The organism is Adlercreutzia shanghongiae (assembly GCF_035830635.1).
GTDB lineage: Bacteria > Actinomycetota > Coriobacteriia > Coriobacteriales > Eggerthellaceae > Adlercreutzia > Adlercreutzia shanghongiae.
The window spans coordinates 205,047-224,815 of record NZ_JAYMFI010000001.1; the positions used below are offsets into that span (position 1 = coordinate 205,047).

Genomic DNA, 19,769 nt, shown 5'->3' on the forward strand with positions numbered 1-19,769 from the left:
CGCACGATTCCATCGGGCACGCAGGCGAATAGCGGATGCGTGCCGTCGGCCGTCCCAAGGAGGCCCCATGCCCATGCTGCGAACCTGCGGCGCCCTGACCCTCATACTGCTCGCCTCCACCATGCTCAATACCGCCATCTTTCCCGAAGTGGCACTTGCAAGCCCCTGGGCCCGAGACATCTCGACAGTCTGCGGTGCCGTCTTCGCCATCGCCGTAGCCGTCGCGGCCTTCGTCAGACCATCCCTCATTCGCGAGCGCATCGCCTCCCTTGGACTGCTCGCCCTCCTGCTGCTGAGCATGGCCCTTCTGTGTGGAGGCATCTACGCGGAAAACGTCCCCCTCGTCGTCGCCGGCAGCCCCTTCGGCGGCATCGGCATGGTGTGGTTCTCGGTTGTGCTGGGCGTGGCGCTCACGCGGCTCTCGCGCCGCGAGGCCCTTATCGCTGTGGGCAGCGCCTACGTTGCCAACTACGGCATCCGCCTGCTGCTCACTCTGATGGGTGCGCCCGTCCCCCTCTTCATCGCCGCCCTGCTGTACTGCGGCGCCATCGCTGCGGCCTACAGGCTCATCGCGCCTGTGGTTCGAGACATCTTCGCCGCCTTGCGCGCCCAGGAGCCTCCCACTGTTCTCGACGCCACCAACCCCAGTTCGTTTCTTCCCTTCTCTAGCTTCGTGTATGTGACGCTCATCATCTTCAACGCTGCCTGCGGCTTCGAAATGGCCCAAACCGGCGGCAGCCTCGCGCCGGCATGGGAGGCCGTCTCCTTCCTTCCCGTGGCCGTCGTGCTGGCACTGGCTCTTGCGCAGCGACCGCGGGCCGACAGCCTCGACAACCTGCATATGCTGGCGGCCCTGCTCGTCTTCGCCGGGCTTCTGCTCATCCCCTTGCGCACCCTGCCCGCCGACGGGATCAACCTCGCTGCCATGGGGCCGGCCGTCTTATTGCGCAGCGGCTCGGACGTCTTCGCCGTGCTCATCTATCTGCTCATTGCCGCCATCGGCGCGCGCAACCCCTTGGGCTCGCTCACTGCCGCCGCCTTCGCCTTCGCCGCCAGTTGGATCGGCATCGTCATCGGCGCTGCCGGCCCGCTCGTTTTGGATCAGCTCGCTGCCGAGGGCGCCGAGGCCACGACTCTTGCCACTCTGCTCGTCACTTTCATCTTCGTTGCCTACAACTTCGTTGCCCTGCGCCATCGCAGCTTCGACGCATCGGTGAGTACCGTCGTGCCCGCCTACGCTCCGGCAGGCAGCACGGAGACAGAGGCCTTCGATCCGAGTAGCGCGGCAGTCGCCCCAAGCCTCGAGCACGGCCTTGGTGAGGAGGAGCCTTCCCTCTCGCCCGAGCCCGACAGCCCCAGCGACGACGCCCGCATCGAGCGGGGGTGCACGGCGGTGGCCGAGCGCTTCGGCCTCACCAGCCGCGAGAGCGACGTGCTTGCCCTTTTAGCCCGCGGCCGCACAAGCCCCGTCATTCAGAAGAGGCTCACCGTGTCCCACAACACCGTAAAGAGCCACGTGCGGCACATCTACGCGAAGCTCGACGTGCATTCCCAGCAGGAGCTCATCGATTTGGTCGACGAATTGGCGGCACAATAACCTGCGGCGCCGAGGGCCACCCCCTCCATAAAGCGAGGATAGCACCGAGCCGTTTGAGCCAGGGCGGGGTTTGCAGCTGCGGGAAAATCTTCCTATAATGGCGGGCTGTGACTGAGAAGAGGAACATACCGGGCTTCGTCTACAAGCTCATGCTGCTGGCGGCCACCGTTATCTGGGGCATCGCCTTCGTGGTGATGAAGGATGCCGTGGATGTGCTGCCGCCCGCGCAGCTTATCGGCGTGCGCTTCTTCCTTACGGGCCTGCTCATGGCCGTTGTGTTTCACCGCTCGCTCAAGGGCACGTGGAACGGGCCGTGCTTGAAGGCGGGACTCGTGCTGGCGGCCGTGACGTTTCTGGCCTTTTGGGTGCAGACCATCGGACTGGCCGACACCACGCCCGGCAAGAACGCCTTTCTCACGGCCACCTACTGCGTCATCGTGCCCTTTATGCTGTGGGCGGCAGCGGGCAAGCGACCGACTGTTGCCAACATCGGGGCGGCATTTCTCTGCATCGCGGGCATCGGGCTGGTGTCCCTCACCGCCAGCGCCCTTACCATGGAGTTCGGAGATGTCATGACGCTTCTGTGCGCTGTGTTCTTTGCAGCACAGATCATCGCCATTTCCCATTACTCCAAGAAGTTCAACGTGCTGGCGCTCACGGTTTACCAATTCCTCTTCGGAGGTCTTTTGGGCATGCTCGTCGGCGGCCTCATCGAGCCAATGCCGAACCTTTCCGCTCTCACGCCTGAGTTCGCCTTCAACTTGTTCTACCTGGTGGTGTTCGCCTCGGGGCTGTGCTACCTCTTTCAAAACATGGGGCTCGCCCATGTGGCACCGGCCCAGGGCGCGCTTCTGCTCTCTCTGGAATCGGTCTTCGGCGTGCTGGCCAGCGTGCTTTTGTACGGCGAGGTGGTCACGGGACGCATGCTCGTCGGCTTCGCCCTCATTTTCGCCGCTATCCTCTTGAGCGAACTCGCCCCCGCGCGCAAGACGTCAGAGCAGCGCGAAGGCGCAGCAGACTATGACGCCGACGAGGAATACGCCCCCGTCGCGTAAGGTTAGACCCCGCTCGGCCAATGAGGTCGGCGCATCAGTCGCCCCAAAGCAGCGGGCGTCCATGGCCTGGGCCAGACGGTCAGCGCGGCGGAAAAGCCCCACGAGCACCGGGGTCATCATTCCGCCGTAGGCGCGCAGGCGTACCGACACTCCTGAGCCCTCGAAGGCGGCACCGCGCGACGCCTGGGCGGCACGTACGGCCGCGAGCTCTTCGGCTAGCAGCGGAATGAAGCGCAGGGCAATGGAGAGGGCCGTGGTGAAATCGCGCACAGGAAGCCCCCACCGCCCCAACGGCGCGAGCACCTTTCTCAGCGCATCGGTAAGCTCCGTGGGCGTCGAGAGCACCATGAGCGCAAGACTCGCCCATACGAGCAGGACGATGCGCGCCACCACCATCGCACCCGAGCTCCACCCTTGGGTCGAGCCGTGATACACCAGGAGAAAGGCGCAGATCACATAGACGAAAGAGGCATCGCGCGCGATGCGCCCAACGCTCAGCTTGCCTGCGAGCATTACCACGACAAGAACTGCCGCTGCGACGCCGAGCCCCCAAAATGACGACGCAAGCAGCAGCGCAACCGAATAAGCTACCAGCAGCGCGATTTTCACGCGACCATCGACGGCGCGGATGCCCTCGGCAAGGGAGTATCTTTGGCGATTCTCGACCATGGGTCCATTATGGCCCACGCCTACCTTCTGCGGGAGGCGCGCTTGCCAAACGCACGCCAGCGGCAAGACGCCATGCCCTGTTTTGTGCAATAACGCAAAGGAGGGCACTGCCCTGCAAGAGAAGTGCCCTCTTTGAGTCCACCAAGCCATCCCGCGGGCTCCGGTTAAGGCGGCGCCCAAGCTTGTTGGAAAAGCATCGCCGAGAGTCAACGAGTTAGCGAATTGCCCTCGACGATGACGGGTTTGCCCTTCGCGAAAGCCCTTACAGCTTCGTCTCGGCCTCTTCGAACTCAAACGCAGTCTCGGCGGCCTCGGCCGCGGCCTGCTCGTCACCGAGCGCGTCGTCGAACTCGGCGGACATGGTAGCCTCGGCCACCACTTCCTGCTCGATGCGCTCGAGATCCTTGACGGCATCCTCGGTCTTGGCGGCCTCGCTATCGACGAACTCCTTCATCAGCGTATCCTTGTCAGCCATGATACGGCTCCTTTCGCTTCGCAACAATCGTCGTGAACTGGTCTCGTAAGAGCGTGTATCCGTGCCCTTGCACTGCCTATTCTATGAGCCGCGCCGCGTGCGCAAACCTGAGCACGTCGATAGTAATTCAGAGGTTGGACGAGCGTTGCCTTACCGACACTAAGCTTTTTGCTTGGAAAATGACGGGTAGCGTAGCTTAAGACGTGCGACAGGAGGGCTTTGAAGAAACTGACCTGGGAAAACTTAGAGTATTCCGCGCGAAACGCCCCCTCTGACTACGCTACCCGTCATTTCCCAAGCAATTGAACCCCCTTGCTGCGCAAAAGAAAAGCGACCACCCGAAGATGGTCGCTTTCGTATAGAACGATGATCCCGTTTGCAGCTCATGCGGCTGGCCGCAGTCGGGCGCATCCGAACGATCGGGAAAGGCGTCTACTTGACGTCGGCCTTCTCCTCTTCGATCTTCTCGGCATCGACGGTCTCGGCCTCCTCGGCGGCCTTCTCCTCAGCCTTCTCGGCCTCCTCGCGAGCCTCCTCGACATCCTCGGCCTTCTCGGCAGCGTCTGCGGCCTCGATCTGCTCGATCTTGCCGTCGTCCTCGAAGCCAAGGTTCTCGGCGAGCTCCTCGGACTTCTCCTCGGCCTCCTCCTTCTTGGTCACCTTCTTGGGGGCAGCCTTCTTCGGAGAGGCCTTCTTAGCGGCAGCGGCCTGGCGCTCGGCCTTGGGCACGCAGGGCTCGGTCACGAGCTCCATGATGACCATGGGGGCGTTGTCGCCCTTGCGGGGCCCGAGCTTCATGATGCGGGTGTAGCCGCCGGGACGGTCCTGGAACATGCCCTGGGCGACCTTCTCGAAGATCTCGCGCACGAGCTCCTTGTCGTTCAGGTAGGCGATGGCCAGACGGCGGGAATGCAGATCGCCGCGCTTGGCCCAGGTGATCACCTTGTCCACGTCGGGACGGATCTCCTTGGCACGGGACTCGACCGTCTTGATGCGGTCGTTCAGGAACAGGGCGGAAACCAAGCTGCGCTTCATAGCCTTAGTGTGGCTATAGTCGGTGCCGAGCTTGCGACCCTTCTTGTTGTGTCTCATATCTCTGTGTCTCCTAAAGCTTCAAATTGAGGTCCATGGAAATGAGCTTGTCCTTCACTTCCTCGATGGACTTCGCACCAAAGTTCCGAATGTTCAGCAGGTCGTTCTCGGAGAACTCGACGAGCTGGCGCACGGAGTGGATGCCCGCGCGCTTCAGGCAGTTGTAGGAGCGGACGGAAAGGTCCAGATCCTCAATCTGCTTGTCCAGCTCGGCGTTGGACTCCTGACCCTCCGGCGCGAAGATGGAGGGAGCCTCGCCCTCTTCCTCCTCGCCCGTGGAAGCCAGGGCCAAAAACGCGCCCATGTACTGGTTGATGATGTTGGCCGCGCGGCACACCGCCTCGGTGGGGTCGATGGAGCCGTCGGTCTCAACTTCCAGAACCAGCTTGTCGTAGTCGGTGCGCTGGCCCACGCGGGTGTCCGTGACGTTCATCGTGCAGCGGCGCACGGGGGAGAACAGCGAGTCGACATGGATGATGCCGATGGGGTCCTCGGTGCGCTTGTTGCGCTCGGCGGACACGTATCCGCGACCGACGCCGATGCGGATGGTCATGTCCAGCTGGCCGCCGTCGGCCACCGTGGCGATAACGTGCTCCGGATTCACCAGGTTGAACTGGCCCGGAACCTCGAGGTCGGCACCGGTCACCGTGCAGGGGCCCTCGGCGAACACATGGGCGGTCGCCTCGTCGGCCTCGTCGGAGACCTGGGAGAACACCAGGCCCTTCACGTTCAGCACGATGTCGGTAATGTCCTCGATGACGCCTTCCGCGGTGGTGAACTCGTGCTGCACGCCCTCAATCTGGATAGCGGTGGCCTTAGCCCCGTCCAGAGAGGAGAGCAGCACGCGACGCATGGAGTTGCCGAGCGTGTTGCCGTAGCCGCGCTCGAGCGGCTCGACGATGTAGCGGGCAACAGTGTCGTTGACTTCCTCCGTAGTAACGGTAGGCCTCATGAACTCTGTCATGTATGGATAGCCTCCTTAAAGAGCGGCGATTATTTCGAGTAAAGTTCGACGATGAGCTGCTCGTTGATGTCCAGGTCGATCTGGTCGCGGGTCGGGAGGGACAGCACGCTGCCCTGCAGCTTCTCGATATCGATCTCGAGCCAGGCCGGGACCTGAACGCGCTCGTTGGAAACCAGAGCGCTCTTCACCACGAGAAGCTCCTTGGCCTTGGGGGCCACAGAGACGAGCTCGCCGGCGCGCACGCGGAAGGACGGAATGTCCACGCGGCGGCCGTTCACGCAGATGTGGCCGTGGGTCACCATCTGACGGGCTTCCTTGCGGGTACGGGCGAAGCCCAGGCGGAAGACCACGTTGTCGAGACGGGTCTCCAGGATGGTCATCAGGTTCTCACCGGTCTGACCCTCCATGGACTTGGCGCGCTTGAAGTACCCACGGAACTGCTTCTCGAGCACACCGTAGATGAACTTGGCCTTCTGCTTCTCGCGCAGCTGCATAGCGTACTCGCTCTCCTTGCGACGACGCTTCGGCTGGCGGATGGATTCCTTCTTGCTGGAGTAACCGAGCACCACAGGATCGATGCCCAGCTGACGGCAGCGCTTAAGAACCGGAGTTCTGTTGATTGCCATAATGTACGATCCTTTCAGTTACACGCGGCGACGCTTCTTGGGGCGGCAGCCATTGTGCGGAATGGGGGTGCAGTCCTGGATGCTGGCCACTTCGAGGCCGGCAGCCTGGAGGGAGCGGATGGCGGTCTCGCGACCGGAGCCCGGGCCCTTCACGTAGACGGCAACCTTCTTCAGGCCGTGCTCCATAGCCGTCTTCGCGGCGGCCTCGGCGGCCATCTGCGCGGCGAACGGCGTGGACTTGCGGGAGCCCTTGAAGCCCACGGTGCCCGCGGACTGCCAGGAGATCACGTTGCCCTGGGGATCGGTGATGGAGACAATGGTGTTGTTGAACGTAGACTTGATGTGAGCGGCGCCCACGGCAATGTTCTTACGCTCAGAGCGCTTGATGCGCGTACGTACTTGCTTCTTAGCCACGGTTTGCTTACCTCACTACTTCTTCTTGCCGCCGATTTGCTTGCGCGGACCCTTACGGGTACGGGCATTCGTGTGCGTGCGCTGGCCGCGAACGGGCAGGCCGCGACGATGACGCAGACCGCGATAGCAGCCGATCTCCATCAGGCGCTTCACGTTCTGAGAAACCTCGCGATGCAGGTCGCCTTCGACCTTGAGGTTCTGCTGAATGTAGTCGCGGAGCTTCGCGAGATCCTCTTCGGAGAGGTCCTTCACGCGAACGTCGGGATCAACGCCGGTCTCAGCGATGATCTGCTTGGCCGTAGTGAGGCCAATGCCGTAAATGTAGGTCAAGGCGATCTCAATGCGCTTATTGCGGGGAAGATCGACACCAACGAGACGTGCCATGTTCTTATCGAGTCCTTTCTTCCTAGCCCTGACGCTGCTTATGGCGCGGATTCTCGCAAATCACGAGGATCTTGCCATGGCGTCGGATGATCTTGCACTTGTCGCACATCTTCTTGACCGAGGGACGTACCTTCATGTCGTTTCCTTTCGGTATGCGGATCGTTCTATACGTGCACGCCCAGCCGCTGGCGATTGTTTTCTCAGCTGAACCTTTCGCGAAGGATCCGGGTCTTCGCGCAAGGCGCGGCCCTATTCAGGCCCGTCGGGGATCTACTTGAAGCGGTAGGTGATGCGCCCGCGGTTCAAGTCGTATACCGACAGCTCCACGGTTACGCGGTCGCCGGGCAGGATCTTGATGTAATGCATGCGCATCTTGCCGGAGATGTGGGCGAGGATGGTGTGGCCATTCTCGAGTTCCACCTTGAACATCGCGTTGGGCAGGGCTTCGAGCACCGTGCCCTCGAGTTCGATTACGTCTTCCTTAGCCAAAAGTTGCTCCTCCAAAACGGACTGATAAAGCAGCAACGCAAAATAGTACCAAAGATGCAAGGCGTTTTGGGGAAAAATTTGCACAAGGGCGTAAAAAACCAAAAAGCGGATTTGGCTTTAAAAGTGACCTGCTTGTCAGGCCTGCGGTCGAGCCGCGCAGCTCTCGGGAAACCATGCCGGAGCCGCCAGGTATTTGCGCTGCTAGAAGCGCCGCCGCCTTGTCGGCAAGTGGGAATGATAGCACATCCCCATCGTCGCGCGCAAGCCGTCTGATTGCTGGGGCGATTCTGACGGCCCCAATCCGAAAGCTAGCCCTCGAAACTATGCACGAGCTTGATGAGATCGTCTTTTGTCTTGATACCCATTTTCGCATAGGCATGAAACGCATGGGTGTCGACGGTTCCCTTGGATATGTAAAGCGTCTCGCGGACATATGAACGGCTGTGGCCTTGAGCGAGAAGCGCAATGACCTCCGCCTCGCGAGGCGTAAGCCCGTAGGTTTCGCTAAGACTCGCGCAAAAAGGTGCAACAGGGTCTCGTTCGGGCTCGGGAGCGTGCTCTTTTCCCTCCTCCTCGGCAACCGAAGGGGCATTGCCTGCAAGCGATGGACGCGCAGAACCGAGGGCCATGCTTACCGCCACGACGAAGGGAATAAGGGCGAAAAGGACTGCAACGGGAAATCCCACGGCTTCGACAAGTTGGTGCAAATGCTCCCAGAGCAACGACCCGGCCAGCCCCGACACGTTGATAGCCGCCATGCCGAAGGCGAAGGCCAGCGCCTCATGTCCTTTCCATTTGCGACCGAAATAGATGAAGTAGAGCTTCGTGGTCACTTCGAACCCGAGGTTCACGACAAACACCATGGCAAAGGCAACCGAAACGGCCACGCCAGCCCCAAGCGATGCGCACGCCAAACTAATCACGGTGAAAGGAAGCGCCCAGCGATACAGCGTCGAAAGACCGAAGCGCCGCGTGTTTCTCAGAGCAATCCCCAGTACGCCCCAAAGAACCAATGCGGCCACAGCGAACAGGGCCATGGCACCGGAAAAGGATATGCGCTCCAGCGAAGAGATTGCCGACCAGACAAACGACAACGAGAGAAATGCGAAGAAGAGGTTGGCCAGGGAGGCGCCCTCTTCGACAAGCGAGCGTCGATCGGCTCGCGCCCCTTCCCCGGTTTCGTCGACAGAGGCCATATCCAGCGAATTAGCGCGCAGCAGAGAGAACAGGCCGCCTTGGGACAGCACGGGCAAGACGATAACAAGAGCATAAACCACAAATTTAACGACATCGCTGAACAGGGAAGCCAGAGAGACCACAAGCACTACCATCGCAAAGGAAACACACCAGCTCAGCGCAACTCTCTCAAGGGCGTCTACATCCACACTCGCCAAATAGGCGCCCCATATCGTCGCGCTCAGCGCGAGCCCCAACCCCGCCAGGACGCTACCGCTCTGCAGCAAAAGGACGCCCCCAATGCCGCATAGCCCCTGGAGAACGAGAACGGCCGACCCTGCGACCATCGCTGCACACCCGAACCACGAACAAGCACGGTAGGCACCTCTTCCCTTCGTTTCGGACACAAGGGCGGCGAGAGCATAACCGACCAAAGCCGACGCCAGATAAACGTTTTCGACAAACCCGACGCCGGCAAGGTGAGACTCGGCGAAAAAACCCGGGGCGGCAAAATGGACCAAGTAGCCCCACGCCCACAGCAAACCGCTCGCGTACCGAGCCACGGTACCGACCATGCGCAACCTCCCATCTGTTGGTGAAACTCTATCACGAAAGGCGGCTATTGTGCGTCCCACAGAGCGCTCGAGCTAAATTCAAGCAGTTTGCTTGAGGGCAAACACCCCGTTCAAAGCAGTTCGCCCGATGTCCGGTCGGGCGCTGCGCCCTAAAGTTGTCCCCACGAGGCCGCACCGAAGCCTCAGCAGAGGAATAGACCCATAGGAGGGACTGCAATGACTGACTTCACCCGACGCAACTTCTTCAAAGCCGCTGGCGTCTTCGGCGGTATCGCCGCCGTAAGCGGTCTGGCAGGCTGCGCACCCCAGCAAACCGGCGCTCAGAACGATCTCGCTGAGACCGGAGCAGCAAGCGAGAGCTCGAATGCGCCCGCCTACGACATCGCCGAGACCAAAGACTGCGACATCGTCGTCGTGGGCGGCGGCATGTCCGGCTTGGCGGCCGCCGTCTCCGCCTCGGAGGAAGGGCACCATGTTGTTCTCATTGAGGCCAATACGAACACCGGCGGCAACGGCCACGGAACCGAGGGCATTTTCGCCTGCGGGTCATCGTTGCAAAAGGAACTCGGTATCAACTTTACCTTCGAGGACGTCATCGCCGAGGAGTTCAACTTCTTCAACTACCTGATTGACGCGCTGGCTTGGAAGGACCTCGTGGAGGCTTCGGCCGACAACGTGGACTGGCTTGCCTCCAACGGAGTCCTCTTCGACGGCGTGGACAACTACCGTGGCCAGGGCAAGCTGGATGCCTTCCACTGGTATGCCGGCGGTGCGGCCGCAGGCTACATCGAGCCAATGACCGCCAAGGCCGAGGCCCAAGGCGTAGAGATTCTCTACAGCACCCGCGGACGCGAGCTTGTCACGGACAACGGCCGCGTGTGCGGCATCGTCGCCGAGGCCAAGGACGGATCCTACGTGCAAATCAACGCCAAGGGCGGCGTCATCTTAGCCACTGGCGGCTACGCCGACAACGATGACAAGCTGCGCGAGATGGGCATCAACCCCGATCGCGTCGCACGCAAGGGCTTCCCGTGCCACGAGGGAGACGGTCTCGACATGGCCGTAGCCGTCGGCGGCGTCGATGAGCGCAACCGCCGCTGCGTGATGCGCGAACCGGGCACGCGCGGCTGCGACTTCGAGTCCGCCCTGGGAGCGCTCGCCATCCGCAACGGCGGTCCGGTCATGTACGTGAATCAGAACGGAGAGCGTTTCACCAACGAGAACGCCATCGTGCACAATGACGCCTTCGCCTGCAACTGCATCCTGAAGCAGAAGTCCTCGTTTACCATCGCCAACGACGCCATCCTGGCCGCCATCGACGCCAATGTGCCGCCCATCGTGGACAACCTCTCCACTGCCGCGGCCGCAGCTCTTTCCGAAGAGGGAGCCGGGGTCTTCAAGGCCGACACCATCGAGGAGCTTGCCGCTCAAATCGGCGTCGAGGGCGACAAGCTTGCCTCCGAGCTCGCCCATTACAACGAGCTGTGCCAGGCCGGTCGCGACACCGACTTCGGCAAAGAGCCTGAAGCTCTTGTTGCCATGGAGAGCGGTCCTTTCTGGGCCTTCGAGCACGGGCTGTTCTACTTCTCAACCATCGGCGGCATCAAGACGAACCGCAGCTTCGAAGTGTGCGACGCCGACGACGAGCCCATTGCCGGCCTGTGGGCCGTGGGCACCGACGGATGCAATCTGTACGGCGACACCTACACGGTTATGATGCCCGCCTCCTGCATGGCGAACAACATCAACTCCGGTCGTTGCGCCGGCCGCGCGGCCATCGATGCCTGCAGCGCCTAGGAAACTTCTCGTAGCCCGCTAACCCTTCTTTAGCGGCCCAACTTTACAAAAAGAGCGCGGTCCCTCCCCCGCGCTCTTTTTGTTTTGCTCTTCAACGGTCGAGACCGTGCTCACTCTTCCCTATCCCTGCAGATACTCCTGCTGGCGCTGGCGGGCGAGCTGGAGGCCGCGAGCGACGAAGCCCTGGCCGTATTCCTCGCGGATCTTCCACGCGTAGCGCGTGTGCGGATCTTCGAACTTCTGCTTTTGGAAGGCAAGGCACTCGTGGACCGAGCTGCCGAAGTCGTCGAAGAACGCCTCCATCTGGTCGATAATCTTCTTAGCGGACTTCACCACAGAGTGCGCGGTGCCGTCGGGCATGACAATCTTCACGGTCTTCAGGTCGTAGTGAGCGGCGTTCTTGAAGTTCTGCACGGCCTGCACCTGATCTTTCACGGTGAGGCTCGCCGGATCAAGCGAGGCGGCCCACACCAAGAACAGCTGGCTGAACAGCACATCGCGCTCGTCGATGCCGGCGCGCACAAGGGGGTTTAAGTCCACCATGCGCAGCTCAATGTGGCTGATGCCCTCCTTCAGGCCCTCCAGGCTGTAGGGGCCGAAGTTCTTCAGGCGAATGGGGTAGTACAGCTCGGAGGGGTAGCGGATCATGCCGTTGTCAATGTAGCGCTGGATGGACTCGGCGTAGGCGGCAGGATCGGTGTAGTCCAGGATGGGCGCGAAGAAGTTCCAGTAGCCGAGCTCCGAGCAGCGCACCGTGGCCAAACCCTGGAACAAGTCGCCGCCGATGCGACCCTTCTCCACGAAGGAGGAATCGCATACCGGACTGGCCGCCATAACCGCGGTGAGAATCCAGCTGTAGGCAACACAGTTTTCGGCCAAGCGCACGTAGAACTGGTCGCGGTAGGCCTCGAAGCTGTCGAAAGCGCCGGGGTCCTCCGCGCAGGCGAGCGCATAGTCGGCGCGCAGCAGCTCCTCCCCGAAGGAGTAGTTGATGTGGATGCCCGAAAACGCCATCTTGTAGCGCCCGTAGCGGTCGGAGAGGTACTCGCGGTACTCGGTCTTGCCCGCATCGTCGCCGAAGTACTGGGCGATGGGGATGTCCTTCTCACCGAGAATGTAAGGCGGGTTCGAGAAGGGCCAGAGCAGCTCGCGCTCGGGCAGGGCGGCAATGGCGCGCTGCACGAGGGCGTTGTAATGCTCCAGCGATTGCACCGCCTCAGACGGCGTGCGCAGAACCGGCGTGTTCACTTCCACCTGGTTCTCGGAGAAGTCGCGCACGATGTGCACGTCGTCGGCGAAATCGGCGGGCGTATGGGCGAGAAAGCCGCCGCCGTCGATGCGCAGGCTCTCTTTTTCCAGGCCGAAACCGCCTTCCAAAAGACGGGAGCGGACCGATTCGTCGTGGGCATGCAGCATGGGTGCCCTCCTTGTGCGCAAAGGCGGGGCCGCACCCGCCAAACCTGATGTTCACACTTAAGTTTAGCAGTTGCCCAACGACGCGCTCGAAACAACCTCGCTTCGCAACCAATCTGCAAAACAGAGGCAAACCGGAGCGAAAGCGCAGACGCATAAAGCACTTTTTCTGGACGCAGAGGCCGCAAGCGGAACGCAGCATTGACCGAACGGGCAAGGCCAGCTAAACTAAGCGATTGCGTGAACAGGCGGGCCTTTAGCTCAGTCGGTAGAGCAGGGGACTTTTAATCCCAAGGTCGCGGGTTCGATCCCCGCAGGGCCCACCACTTCAAGCGCTGCTCCTCGCCGGGAATGCGGAAGCGCTCTTCCCCCAGGTTCCCGAAAGAGAAATGCTTGATTCTCGCGTCTTATTTGCACTGGGGTATCGTCCAACGGCAGGACTCTGGTTTTTGGTACCAGCTACCTAGGTTCGAATCCTAGTACCCCAGCCACTTCGCTCACAGGCCCGCCCTTAGGCGGGTTTTCTTTTTCAATTAAAATGGATCCGGGGTTATGTTTCAAAAAGCGTGCTCTCTGGATCGCCCCCCAAGAAACAGCACGACAGAGCTTCACAGCCAAGCGCGATACGCGAGCGCGTTTGCCCTTTTGCGCAGACGACCAGCTAACGAACGCCCTTCTCGGTGCGGGCGACGACAAGAAACAGCAGAAGCGCCATCACCCCGACGGCGGCCATGCAAAGATAGAGGGCCGAGTAGCCGATGAGCGGCACGATGAGTCCCAGCAGGATGGGGCCGATGCCTACGCCAATGTCCAGCAGCATGTAGAAGGTGGCGTTGGCCACCGACAGGCGCGCGTCGCTCGTCACGCGCACGGCCATGGCGAGCCCGCAGGACTGCACCGTTCCCACGCCGAAGCCGAGCAGGCAGGCGGCGCCCAACAGCATCCAATCGTTGACCATGAAGGCCACGAGCACCATGCCCAACGCGAAAGAGACGAAGGCCGGAAGCATCACCGGATGAGGCCCTTTGCGATCGAAAGCGCGGCCGGTAAAGGGACGGGTCGCGAACATGGCCAAGGCATAGGCCACGAAAAACACGCTGGCCGCCCGGCCCAGACCAAGATTGTTAGCATAGGGCGTGAGGAAGGTGAGCAGGCTCGAATAGCCGAAGAAGAGCAGCCCGCAGACGACGGAGATGGGGAGCACGCCGGCCTCGACGAACCGAGCCAGCGGCGAATGCTCCACCTTGCCGGTGATCATCTCCTCCAAATGGGTCGAGGGGACGCGCGAGCAGCTCGGGCACTTTGCGTCGGCGCCGGCGCACGCAGGGCATTCCGCGACCGGAGCGCTCTGGGCCGCCTCCTCGAGGGCCTCGGCCTCCGCCTCTTCGCGCATGCCCTCGGCCGACCCTTCCGCTAGCGCGCCCGCGGCAGCATCGGACGCAGCGGCTTGCTCGGCAAGGGCTTTGCGCTCATCGCCTTTGACCCGGGTCTTTCCGGCGGGACGCAGCAACAGCGCACAGGGCACGGCCAAGGCCACAAGGATGCTCGCCAAAGCAAACAGCGCGTCGTAACCGAAGTTGTTCGAGATGAAGATGCCAGCGAAGGGGCCGATGGCACTGCCAAGGGTGACCGACAGCATGAAGTACCCGATGCCCTCCCCTTTGCGCTCGGCGGGGATGAGACTCGTCACCACGGTCGCAATGGTGGTGGAGCACATGCCATAGGCGAACCCGTGAACGAAACGCACGGCGATGAGCGCCATGAGCGGCTCATTCAACAGGTACAATGCCGTGAGCCCCACCTCGAGCACGGCGCCCACGACAAGCACAGGCAGGCGCCCGAAGCGCTCCATGAGCGGAGCCGAGGCGAAGCGCGAGAACAGCGTGCCCACGATGAAGGCGCTCGCGCAAAAAGCGGCCACAGCCGGCGGAGCCTGGTAGACGGAAAGCGCGTAGGCGGTCATGACCACCATGAGCATGAAGTAGTTGGCGGCAATGAAGAAGTTGAGCAAGGTGCCGGCGATGAAGCTCTTCGTCCAAAGGGGGGTCGGCGCGGCGGCGACTCCAGGGCGCGCGGCAGCGGTTGAGGAAGCCATTAGCGAGCTTCGCCCTCTTTCGCAATGAGCACGGTCATGGGCGACTCTTTGGTCACGGCATAGCTCACCGAGCCCAGAAAGCCCTTCACGCCGCCTTGGCCGCGGCTGCCCATGATAATGAGATCGCAGCCATCTTCCTTGGCGCAGTTCACGATAAGGTCAGCCGGACTCGTGCCCTTGAGCACCTTCACCTCGCAGGGGTTGGGCAACTCCGCGGCAATGGCCTCGAGCTCCCGACGCACGGCCATGGCATCCTCCACCATCACCGTGTCGACGCCGGCCGCCGCAGCTCCCGTGGAGAACAGGCGCATGACGTGCACAAGCACGATTTCCAGGGCCGGGTTCTGCTGGGCGATCTCGCGCATCACTTCCAAAGCCTTGTGCGACGGCGCAGATCCATCGTAGGCGACGAGGGCTTTATGGCACCACATGGAACGACCTTTCTGTCGGGGAGCCTATCGGACTTTCTATCAGGTTCGCCTCCATTGTAGACCTCAATGTACGAACGTCGCCCATTTTTCGCCAGGCTGTAGGAAAGCGTTCCGCACCTTTGCTGCCTCGTTGCAATAGCGGCCATCGATCTGGCGCCAGAGCTCGCTCGGCGACAGAAAGAGCAAAGCCGCCCCCGCCTTACAGCGAAAGCGGCTCCTCAACACAATTACGCAAGTATTGTTAGGCGGCCCGGCGTTGCCGCGACGACCACCTGTTCCTCATTATTGGAGGCAACAGGTGAAAGTCAGCAACCTTCTTCGCTACGCTCCCTTACGCCTCCGGCTGGAAGGTGTCGCGGTCGGGAGCGAAGGACTGCATGGCCTCGATGGTGCGGGCAAAGAGCTCGTCCAGCTCCCAGCCGAGCATCTCGGCGCCCGAGGCGATGACCTCGCGGCTCACGCCGGCGGCGAAGCGCTTGTCCTTGTACTTCTTCTTGAGCGACTTTACATTGAAGTCCATGACGCTCTTGCTCGGGCGCATGACGATGGCCGCGCCGATGAGTCCCGTGAGCTCTTCAGTGGCGAAGAGGATCTTCTCCATCTGCAGCTCGGGCTTGGGCAGTTCGGGGTTGAAGTCGGAGGTGTGCGACTGGATGGCGCGGATGAGCTCGGGCGTGCCGCCGGCTTCCTCGATGAGCGGCGCGGCATAGATGGTGTGCAGCTCCGGCTCGTCGTCGTGCTCTTCCCAATCTAGATCGTGCAGAAGGCCCACGATGCCCCAGAACTCCTCGTTCTCGGGATCGTACTCGCGGGCGAAGTAGCGCATGGTCTGCTCCGCCGTCTCGCCGTGCTCCAGGTGGAAGGGGTCCTTGTTGTGGGCGGCGAGCAGCTCGTAGGCTGCATCGCGCGTCATGCCGGCGGAAAGCGCTGCCATGAACATCTCCTCTCATCTCTTTTTTCGCTTGAAACCACTATAGCGGTAATTTCCCGCGGCACGCTAGGGGCATGCTCCAAAACAAAAGCAATTCCGTTGGGCCCTCGAACAAACTTTTGCTTCAAGATTTGCGAAAAAAGCGGGATTGTTAGACATTAGCCGCGAAACAGCGCGGACATGGGCTTTCCCTGAAATTCGATGCCTTCAAAATGCACTGACTTGAACTGGTGTTTTGCACAGCCAAAACAACGACGCAGGAAAGGCGGCCCGCATCCTCGCCGCCGAAATGTCTAACAATTCCGTCTTTTTTGCAAATGGCAGAGAAAAACAGCTCTCTCGGCCAGGCAGTACGGAGAAAACGATAAAGCGCCGACGGACCAAAAAGCGCGACTCCAGACCGCCTTTTGCGCCGGCGGACGTCTAACGGGCGCGATATCCGCGCAAGAGACCGACGAACCTAGAACACCACGCCAAGCCCGTTGCAGACAAGACCCCAGAACACGCCCGTAGCATACAGCACGGCGATGATGGCGACGTTCTGCTTCCAGTGGCGGTTGGCGCGCACGAGCACGAGCAGGCCCACGCCGGCGCTCACGAGCAGGCCCGCGAGCATGGCCCCGGCACCGAGCACCCCCTCCACGTACAGCTGGGCGATGACCACGCTGGCCGCACAGTTCGGGATAAGCCCCACGAGTGCCGTGGCTAAGACGGAGAAGCTCGGGTTCTCACCGAGAAACTGCGCGAGCGCGTCCTCCCCCACCGTTTCCAGCACCACGTTCAGCGCGATGGTGATGAGGAAGATGAACAGCGTCACCTGCACGGTGTGCTTCGTGGCGCTCTTCAGAATGCCCTTCCACCCATGGCCGTGGCTGTGGGTGTGCTCCACATCGTCATGGTGCTCGTAGGCGCGCTCGGGAGCTTGCTCGCAGGCATGACAGTCGTGGTTGCAGCCGCACTGGTCCTGCTCGCACAGCTCGTGGATGCGCAGACGCTCCTTGTCGCGGCGAGCGAGGCGCAGCGAGGCGTCCACGATGAAGCCCATGACCATGCCGATGACCACCTTCGCGCCCATGATGGACAGGATGGTGTTGCCCGGCACGGCCTCGGCCAGAAAGATCGGCAGCATCTCGTCGGAGGTGGAGAGGAACACGGCGAAGAGCGTGCCCAGGGTGATGACGCGGCCGGCGTACAGCGTGGCCGCAGCGGCCGAGAAGCCGCACTGGGGTACCACACCCAGAAACGCGCCCACGATGGGCCCGCCCGCGCCGGCATGCCGGATGGCCTCCTGGGTCTTGCCGCCGGTCTTGTGCTCGAGCCATTCCATGGCCAGGTAGGTAATGAACAGAAACGGAATGAGGTAGAGCGTATCGGAGACGGAGTGCTCCAACACGTGCTCGGCTATGTGCATGACGTCTTCCATGCCACTGATAATAGCGCTTAATCAGCGGCTTCCACCGAATCGTTGCTCTCATCCACGACGAGCGGGCCCGTGACCTTTTGGTCCTTGGGCAAAAGCAGGCTCGCCAAAATGGCCACCACGAACACCATGGCCACGCAGTTGTCGGCAAACACGCTCTGCACGAGTTCGGGGAAGATGGCGAAAATGTCGCTCATTTGGGTGAAACCGATGCCCACCGCCAGCGAGAGCGCGGCGATGGTGATATTGCGCTGGGAAAAGCCCGCGCCGGCAATCATCTGGAAGCCGCTCAGGATGATATTGCCGAACATCATGATGGTGCAGCCGCCAAGCACCGCCTCGGGCAGCGAGGCGAACACGAGGCTGACGATGGGCACGAACCCAGCCAGCACGAGCACGAAGGCGCCCGTAGCGATGGCGCGGCGGTTCACTACGCCCGTCATGGCGATAAGGCCCACGTTCTGCGAGAACGAGGTTACCGGCGAGCAGCCGAACACGCCGGCCAGCGAGCTCACCACGCCATCGGCGGTCACCGCGCCGGAAAGCTCTTTGTCCGTGGGATGCCGCTTCAGAGCCGCCGCAGTAAGGGCCGAGCAATCCCCTACCGTTTCCGTGGCGGAAACGAGGAAGATGAGGGTCACGGTGATAATGGCGCTCAGGTTGAATTCCGGCGTCACGGGCATCACGCCCGGCAGCGAGACCAGCGGTGCGCCCACGAAGGCGGAAAAGTCCACCTTGCCGAGGGGAATGGCCACCAAATAGCCCACAATCAGGCCGAAGAGGACGGAGAGCTGCTTGGTTGCGCCCTTGGCGAGGCCCTGAAACGCCAGGCAGGCGACGAGCGATACCGTGCCCAAAACAAGATTCGTCGCGCTACCGAAATCCTCGGCACCGGTGCCGCCGCCGAAGGAGGCCGCGCCCACACCGAGCAGCGAAAACCCGATGGACGTTACCACCACTGCCGCCACAATAGGCGTGATGATGCGCCGCCAATAGCGGGCGATGAGGCCGAGCACACCCTCGATGAGGCCGCCGACAATGACCGCCCCCATAAGCGCCCCGTAGCCCTGGGTGGCCGCCACGGTGCAGGCCACCGAGACGAAGGTGAAGCTGATGCCCATGACGATGGGCAGCCCGCTGCCCACGCGCCACAGCGGGAACAGCTGCACGAAGGTGCCGATGCCGGCGATGAACATGGCGTTTTGGATGAGCACCGCCCGCATCTCCTCGGGAAGCCCCGCCGCCGCGGCGATAATGGCGATAGGCGCAAGATTCGCCACGAACATGGCGAGCACGTGCTGCAGGCCATAGGGAAAGGCGGCAAGCCAGCCGATGTCGCCGTCCAGGGTCGCCAGCGCCTTCACTTTCTTATCCACGAAGGCGACGCCGCCCTCGCTTTCCACAGGCTTCTTCTCGCTCATGAGCGAAACTCGATAGCGCCGGTTTCGGGATCCATGGCCTCCACGATGGCGAGCGACTGCAGGTCGTAACCGGCCTCGCGCAGCTCGTCGCCACCGGGCTGGAAGCCCTTCTCGATGGCGATGCCGATGCCCTCCACCGCAGCTCCCGCTGCCTCGCAAATCTCGAGCAGACCGCGCAGGGCACAGCCGTTGGCGAGAAAGTCGTCAATGATGAGCACGTGGTCATCGGGGCTAAGGAAGCGCGTGGACACGATCACGTCGTAGATGCGGTTGTGGGTGAACGACTGGATGCGCGTGGAGTACATAGTGCCGTCCAAATTAATGGACTGGGTCTTCTTCGCGAACACCACGGGCACGCCAAAATGGTGCGCCACCACCGCGGCAATGCCGATGCCCGAGGCCTCGATGGTGAGAATCTTGTTGATGGGCCTGTCCGCGAACAGCCGCTTCCATTCCTCGGCCATGGCGGCGAACAGCTCGATATCCATCTGGTGGTTCAAGAACGCGTCCACCTTCAGCACCCCGCCGGGCTTCACCACGCCATCGCGCCGAATGCGTTCTTCCAACAGCTTCACAACGAACCTCCTTGGGGGCGTAAGGGTCCTTTTCGCGTATCGACTTATCTTAAGAGATTGCAGGCTCCTTGGGAATGGCCGCCGAAAACGCCCACGAAAAGAGGGCTGATGGCAAATCGACAGCTCGAGAATTTGGAAAATGTGCTTTTTCGAACAGGGATTTGACCTGG

20 protein-coding genes and 2 tRNA genes are annotated in these 19,769 nt (G+C 61.8%); 5 read left to right on the forward strand and 17 right to left on the reverse strand.

Annotated elements, in window-relative coordinates:
• The first annotated feature begins 67 nt into the window (after window positions 1-67).
• Both VJ923_RS00920 and VJ923_RS00925 read left to right on the forward strand, forming a co-directional pair.
• Entirely contained in the window at window positions 68-1,597 is a 1,530-nt protein-coding gene (locus tag VJ923_RS00920; protein WP_326437576.1) for a helix-turn-helix transcriptional regulator, read from the forward strand.
• A gap of 107 nt (window positions 1,598-1,704) precedes the next feature.
• Window positions 1,705-2,652 carry a DMT family transporter gene (locus VJ923_RS00925; protein WP_326437578.1) on the forward strand — a complete coding sequence of 316 codons (948 nt, stop codon included), beginning with the start codon at window positions 1,705-1,707 and terminating at the stop codon, window positions 2,650-2,652.
• Here the strand turns inward: VJ923_RS00925 and VJ923_RS00930 are convergent.
• The 10 genes from VJ923_RS00930 to VJ923_RS00975 all read right to left on the reverse strand — a co-directional run bounded on the left by VJ923_RS00930 (window position 2,590) and on the right by VJ923_RS00975 (window position 9,516).
• The gene (locus tag VJ923_RS00930) at window positions 2,590-3,321 is read right to left on the reverse strand and encodes an energy-coupling factor transporter transmembrane component T family protein (protein WP_326437580.1); all 732 of its coding nucleotides are present in this window, start codon (window positions 3,319-3,321) and stop codon (window positions 2,590-2,592) included. The two genes, VJ923_RS00925 and VJ923_RS00930, sit on opposite strands and share 63 nt — an antisense overlap.
• 262 nt (window positions 3,322-3,583) lie before the next feature.
• Window positions 3,584-3,796 carry a BAG1 BAG family molecular chaperone regulator 1 gene (locus VJ923_RS00935; protein ID WP_326437582.1) on the reverse strand — a complete coding sequence of 71 codons (213 nt, stop codon included), beginning with the start codon at window positions 3,794-3,796 and terminating at the stop codon, window positions 3,584-3,586.
• Window positions 3,797-4,228: 432 nt separating this feature from the next.
• On the reverse strand, window positions 4,229-4,888 hold the full coding sequence (gene rplQ / locus VJ923_RS12300) for a 50S ribosomal protein L17 (RefSeq protein WP_326437584.1): 660 nt from the start codon (window positions 4,886-4,888) through the stop codon (window positions 4,229-4,231).
• Between the two features lie 13 nt (window positions 4,889-4,901).
• A complete protein-coding gene (locus VJ923_RS00945) occupies window positions 4,902-5,852 on the reverse strand; it encodes a DNA-directed RNA polymerase subunit alpha (RefSeq protein ID WP_326437586.1) in 951 nt (316 codons plus the stop codon).
• 29 nt (window positions 5,853-5,881) lie between these two features.
• Window positions 5,882-6,478: a 30S ribosomal protein S4 gene (rpsD, locus tag VJ923_RS00950; protein WP_326437588.1), complete on the reverse strand. Its 597-nt coding sequence runs from the start codon at window positions 6,476-6,478 to the stop codon at window positions 5,882-5,884.
• Between the two features lie 18 nt (window positions 6,479-6,496).
• Window positions 6,497-6,892, reverse strand: coding sequence for a 30S ribosomal protein S11 (rpsK, locus tag VJ923_RS00955; protein ID WP_016309303.1), 396 nt, complete (start codon window positions 6,890-6,892; stop codon window positions 6,497-6,499).
• 15 nt (window positions 6,893-6,907) lie between these two features.
• Window positions 6,908-7,276, reverse strand: coding sequence for a 30S ribosomal protein S13 (gene rpsM / locus VJ923_RS00960; protein WP_326437591.1), 369 nt, complete (start codon window positions 7,274-7,276; stop codon window positions 6,908-6,910).
• A gap of 22 nt (window positions 7,277-7,298) precedes the next feature.
• Window positions 7,299-7,412, reverse strand: coding sequence for a 50S ribosomal protein L36 (gene rpmJ, locus VJ923_RS00965; RefSeq protein ID WP_016309305.1), 114 nt, complete (start codon window positions 7,410-7,412; stop codon window positions 7,299-7,301).
• A gap of 134 nt (window positions 7,413-7,546) precedes the next feature.
• On the reverse strand, window positions 7,547-7,765 hold the full coding sequence (infA, locus tag VJ923_RS00970; protein ID WP_016309306.1) for a translation initiation factor IF-1: 219 nt from the start codon (window positions 7,763-7,765) through the stop codon (window positions 7,547-7,549).
• A gap of 308 nt (window positions 7,766-8,073) precedes the next feature.
• Window positions 8,074-9,516, reverse strand: a complete 1,443-nt coding sequence (locus VJ923_RS00975; protein WP_326437592.1) for a helix-turn-helix transcriptional regulator — start codon at window positions 9,514-9,516, stop codon at window positions 8,074-8,076.
• A 216-nt stretch (window positions 9,517-9,732) separates the two neighbouring features.
• Here VJ923_RS00975 and VJ923_RS00980 point away from each other — a divergent pair, with 216 nt between their 5' ends.
• Window positions 9,733-11,313, forward strand: a complete 1,581-nt coding sequence (locus VJ923_RS00980; RefSeq protein WP_326437594.1) for an FAD-dependent oxidoreductase — start codon at window positions 9,733-9,735, stop codon at window positions 11,311-11,313.
• A 120-nt stretch (window positions 11,314-11,433) separates the two neighbouring features.
• On the opposite strand, the gene VJ923_RS00985 is transcribed toward VJ923_RS00980, so the two are convergent.
• Window positions 11,434-12,729, reverse strand: coding sequence for a hypothetical protein (locus VJ923_RS00985; protein WP_326437596.1), 1,296 nt, complete (start codon window positions 12,727-12,729; stop codon window positions 11,434-11,436).
• 247 nt (window positions 12,730-12,976) lie between these two features.
• Here VJ923_RS00985 and VJ923_RS00990 point away from each other — a divergent pair.
• A tRNA-Lys gene (locus VJ923_RS00990) sits at window positions 12,977-13,052 on the forward strand.
• Between the two features lie 91 nt (window positions 13,053-13,143).
• A tRNA-Gln gene (locus VJ923_RS00995) sits at window positions 13,144-13,217 on the forward strand.
• A gap of 170 nt (window positions 13,218-13,387) precedes the next feature.
• Here the strand turns inward: VJ923_RS00995 and VJ923_RS01000 are convergent.
• From VJ923_RS01000 to VJ923_RS01025, 6 genes are all read right to left on the reverse strand, one after another.
• The gene (locus VJ923_RS01000) at window positions 13,388-14,821 is read right to left on the reverse strand and encodes an MFS transporter (protein ID WP_326437598.1); all 1,434 of its coding nucleotides are present in this window, start codon (window positions 14,819-14,821) and stop codon (window positions 13,388-13,390) included.
• Window positions 14,821-15,252: a universal stress protein gene (locus VJ923_RS01005; protein ID WP_326437600.1), complete on the reverse strand. Its 432-nt coding sequence runs from the start codon at window positions 15,250-15,252 to the stop codon at window positions 14,821-14,823. The genes VJ923_RS01000 and VJ923_RS01005 overlap by 1 nt, the downstream gene beginning before the upstream one ends.
• Window positions 15,253-15,583: 331 nt before the next feature.
• Window positions 15,584-16,186 (reverse strand): HD family phosphohydrolase, encoded by a 603-nt coding sequence (locus VJ923_RS01010; protein ID WP_326437602.1) that lies wholly within the window; start codon window positions 16,184-16,186, stop codon window positions 15,584-15,586.
• Window positions 16,187-16,643: 457 nt separating this feature from the next.
• Window positions 16,644-17,594, reverse strand: a complete 951-nt coding sequence (locus VJ923_RS01015; protein WP_326437604.1) for a putative manganese transporter — start codon at window positions 17,592-17,594, stop codon at window positions 16,644-16,646.
• A gap of 29 nt (window positions 17,595-17,623) precedes the next feature.
• Entirely contained in the window at window positions 17,624-19,024 is a 1,401-nt protein-coding gene (locus VJ923_RS01020) for a uracil-xanthine permease family protein (protein ID WP_326437606.1), read from the reverse strand.
• Window positions 19,021-19,599: a xanthine phosphoribosyltransferase gene (locus VJ923_RS01025; RefSeq protein WP_326437608.1), complete on the reverse strand. Its 579-nt coding sequence runs from the start codon at window positions 19,597-19,599 to the stop codon at window positions 19,021-19,023. The genes VJ923_RS01020 and VJ923_RS01025 overlap by 4 nt, the downstream gene beginning before the upstream one ends.
• Window positions 19,600-19,769: the final 170 nt, after the last annotated feature.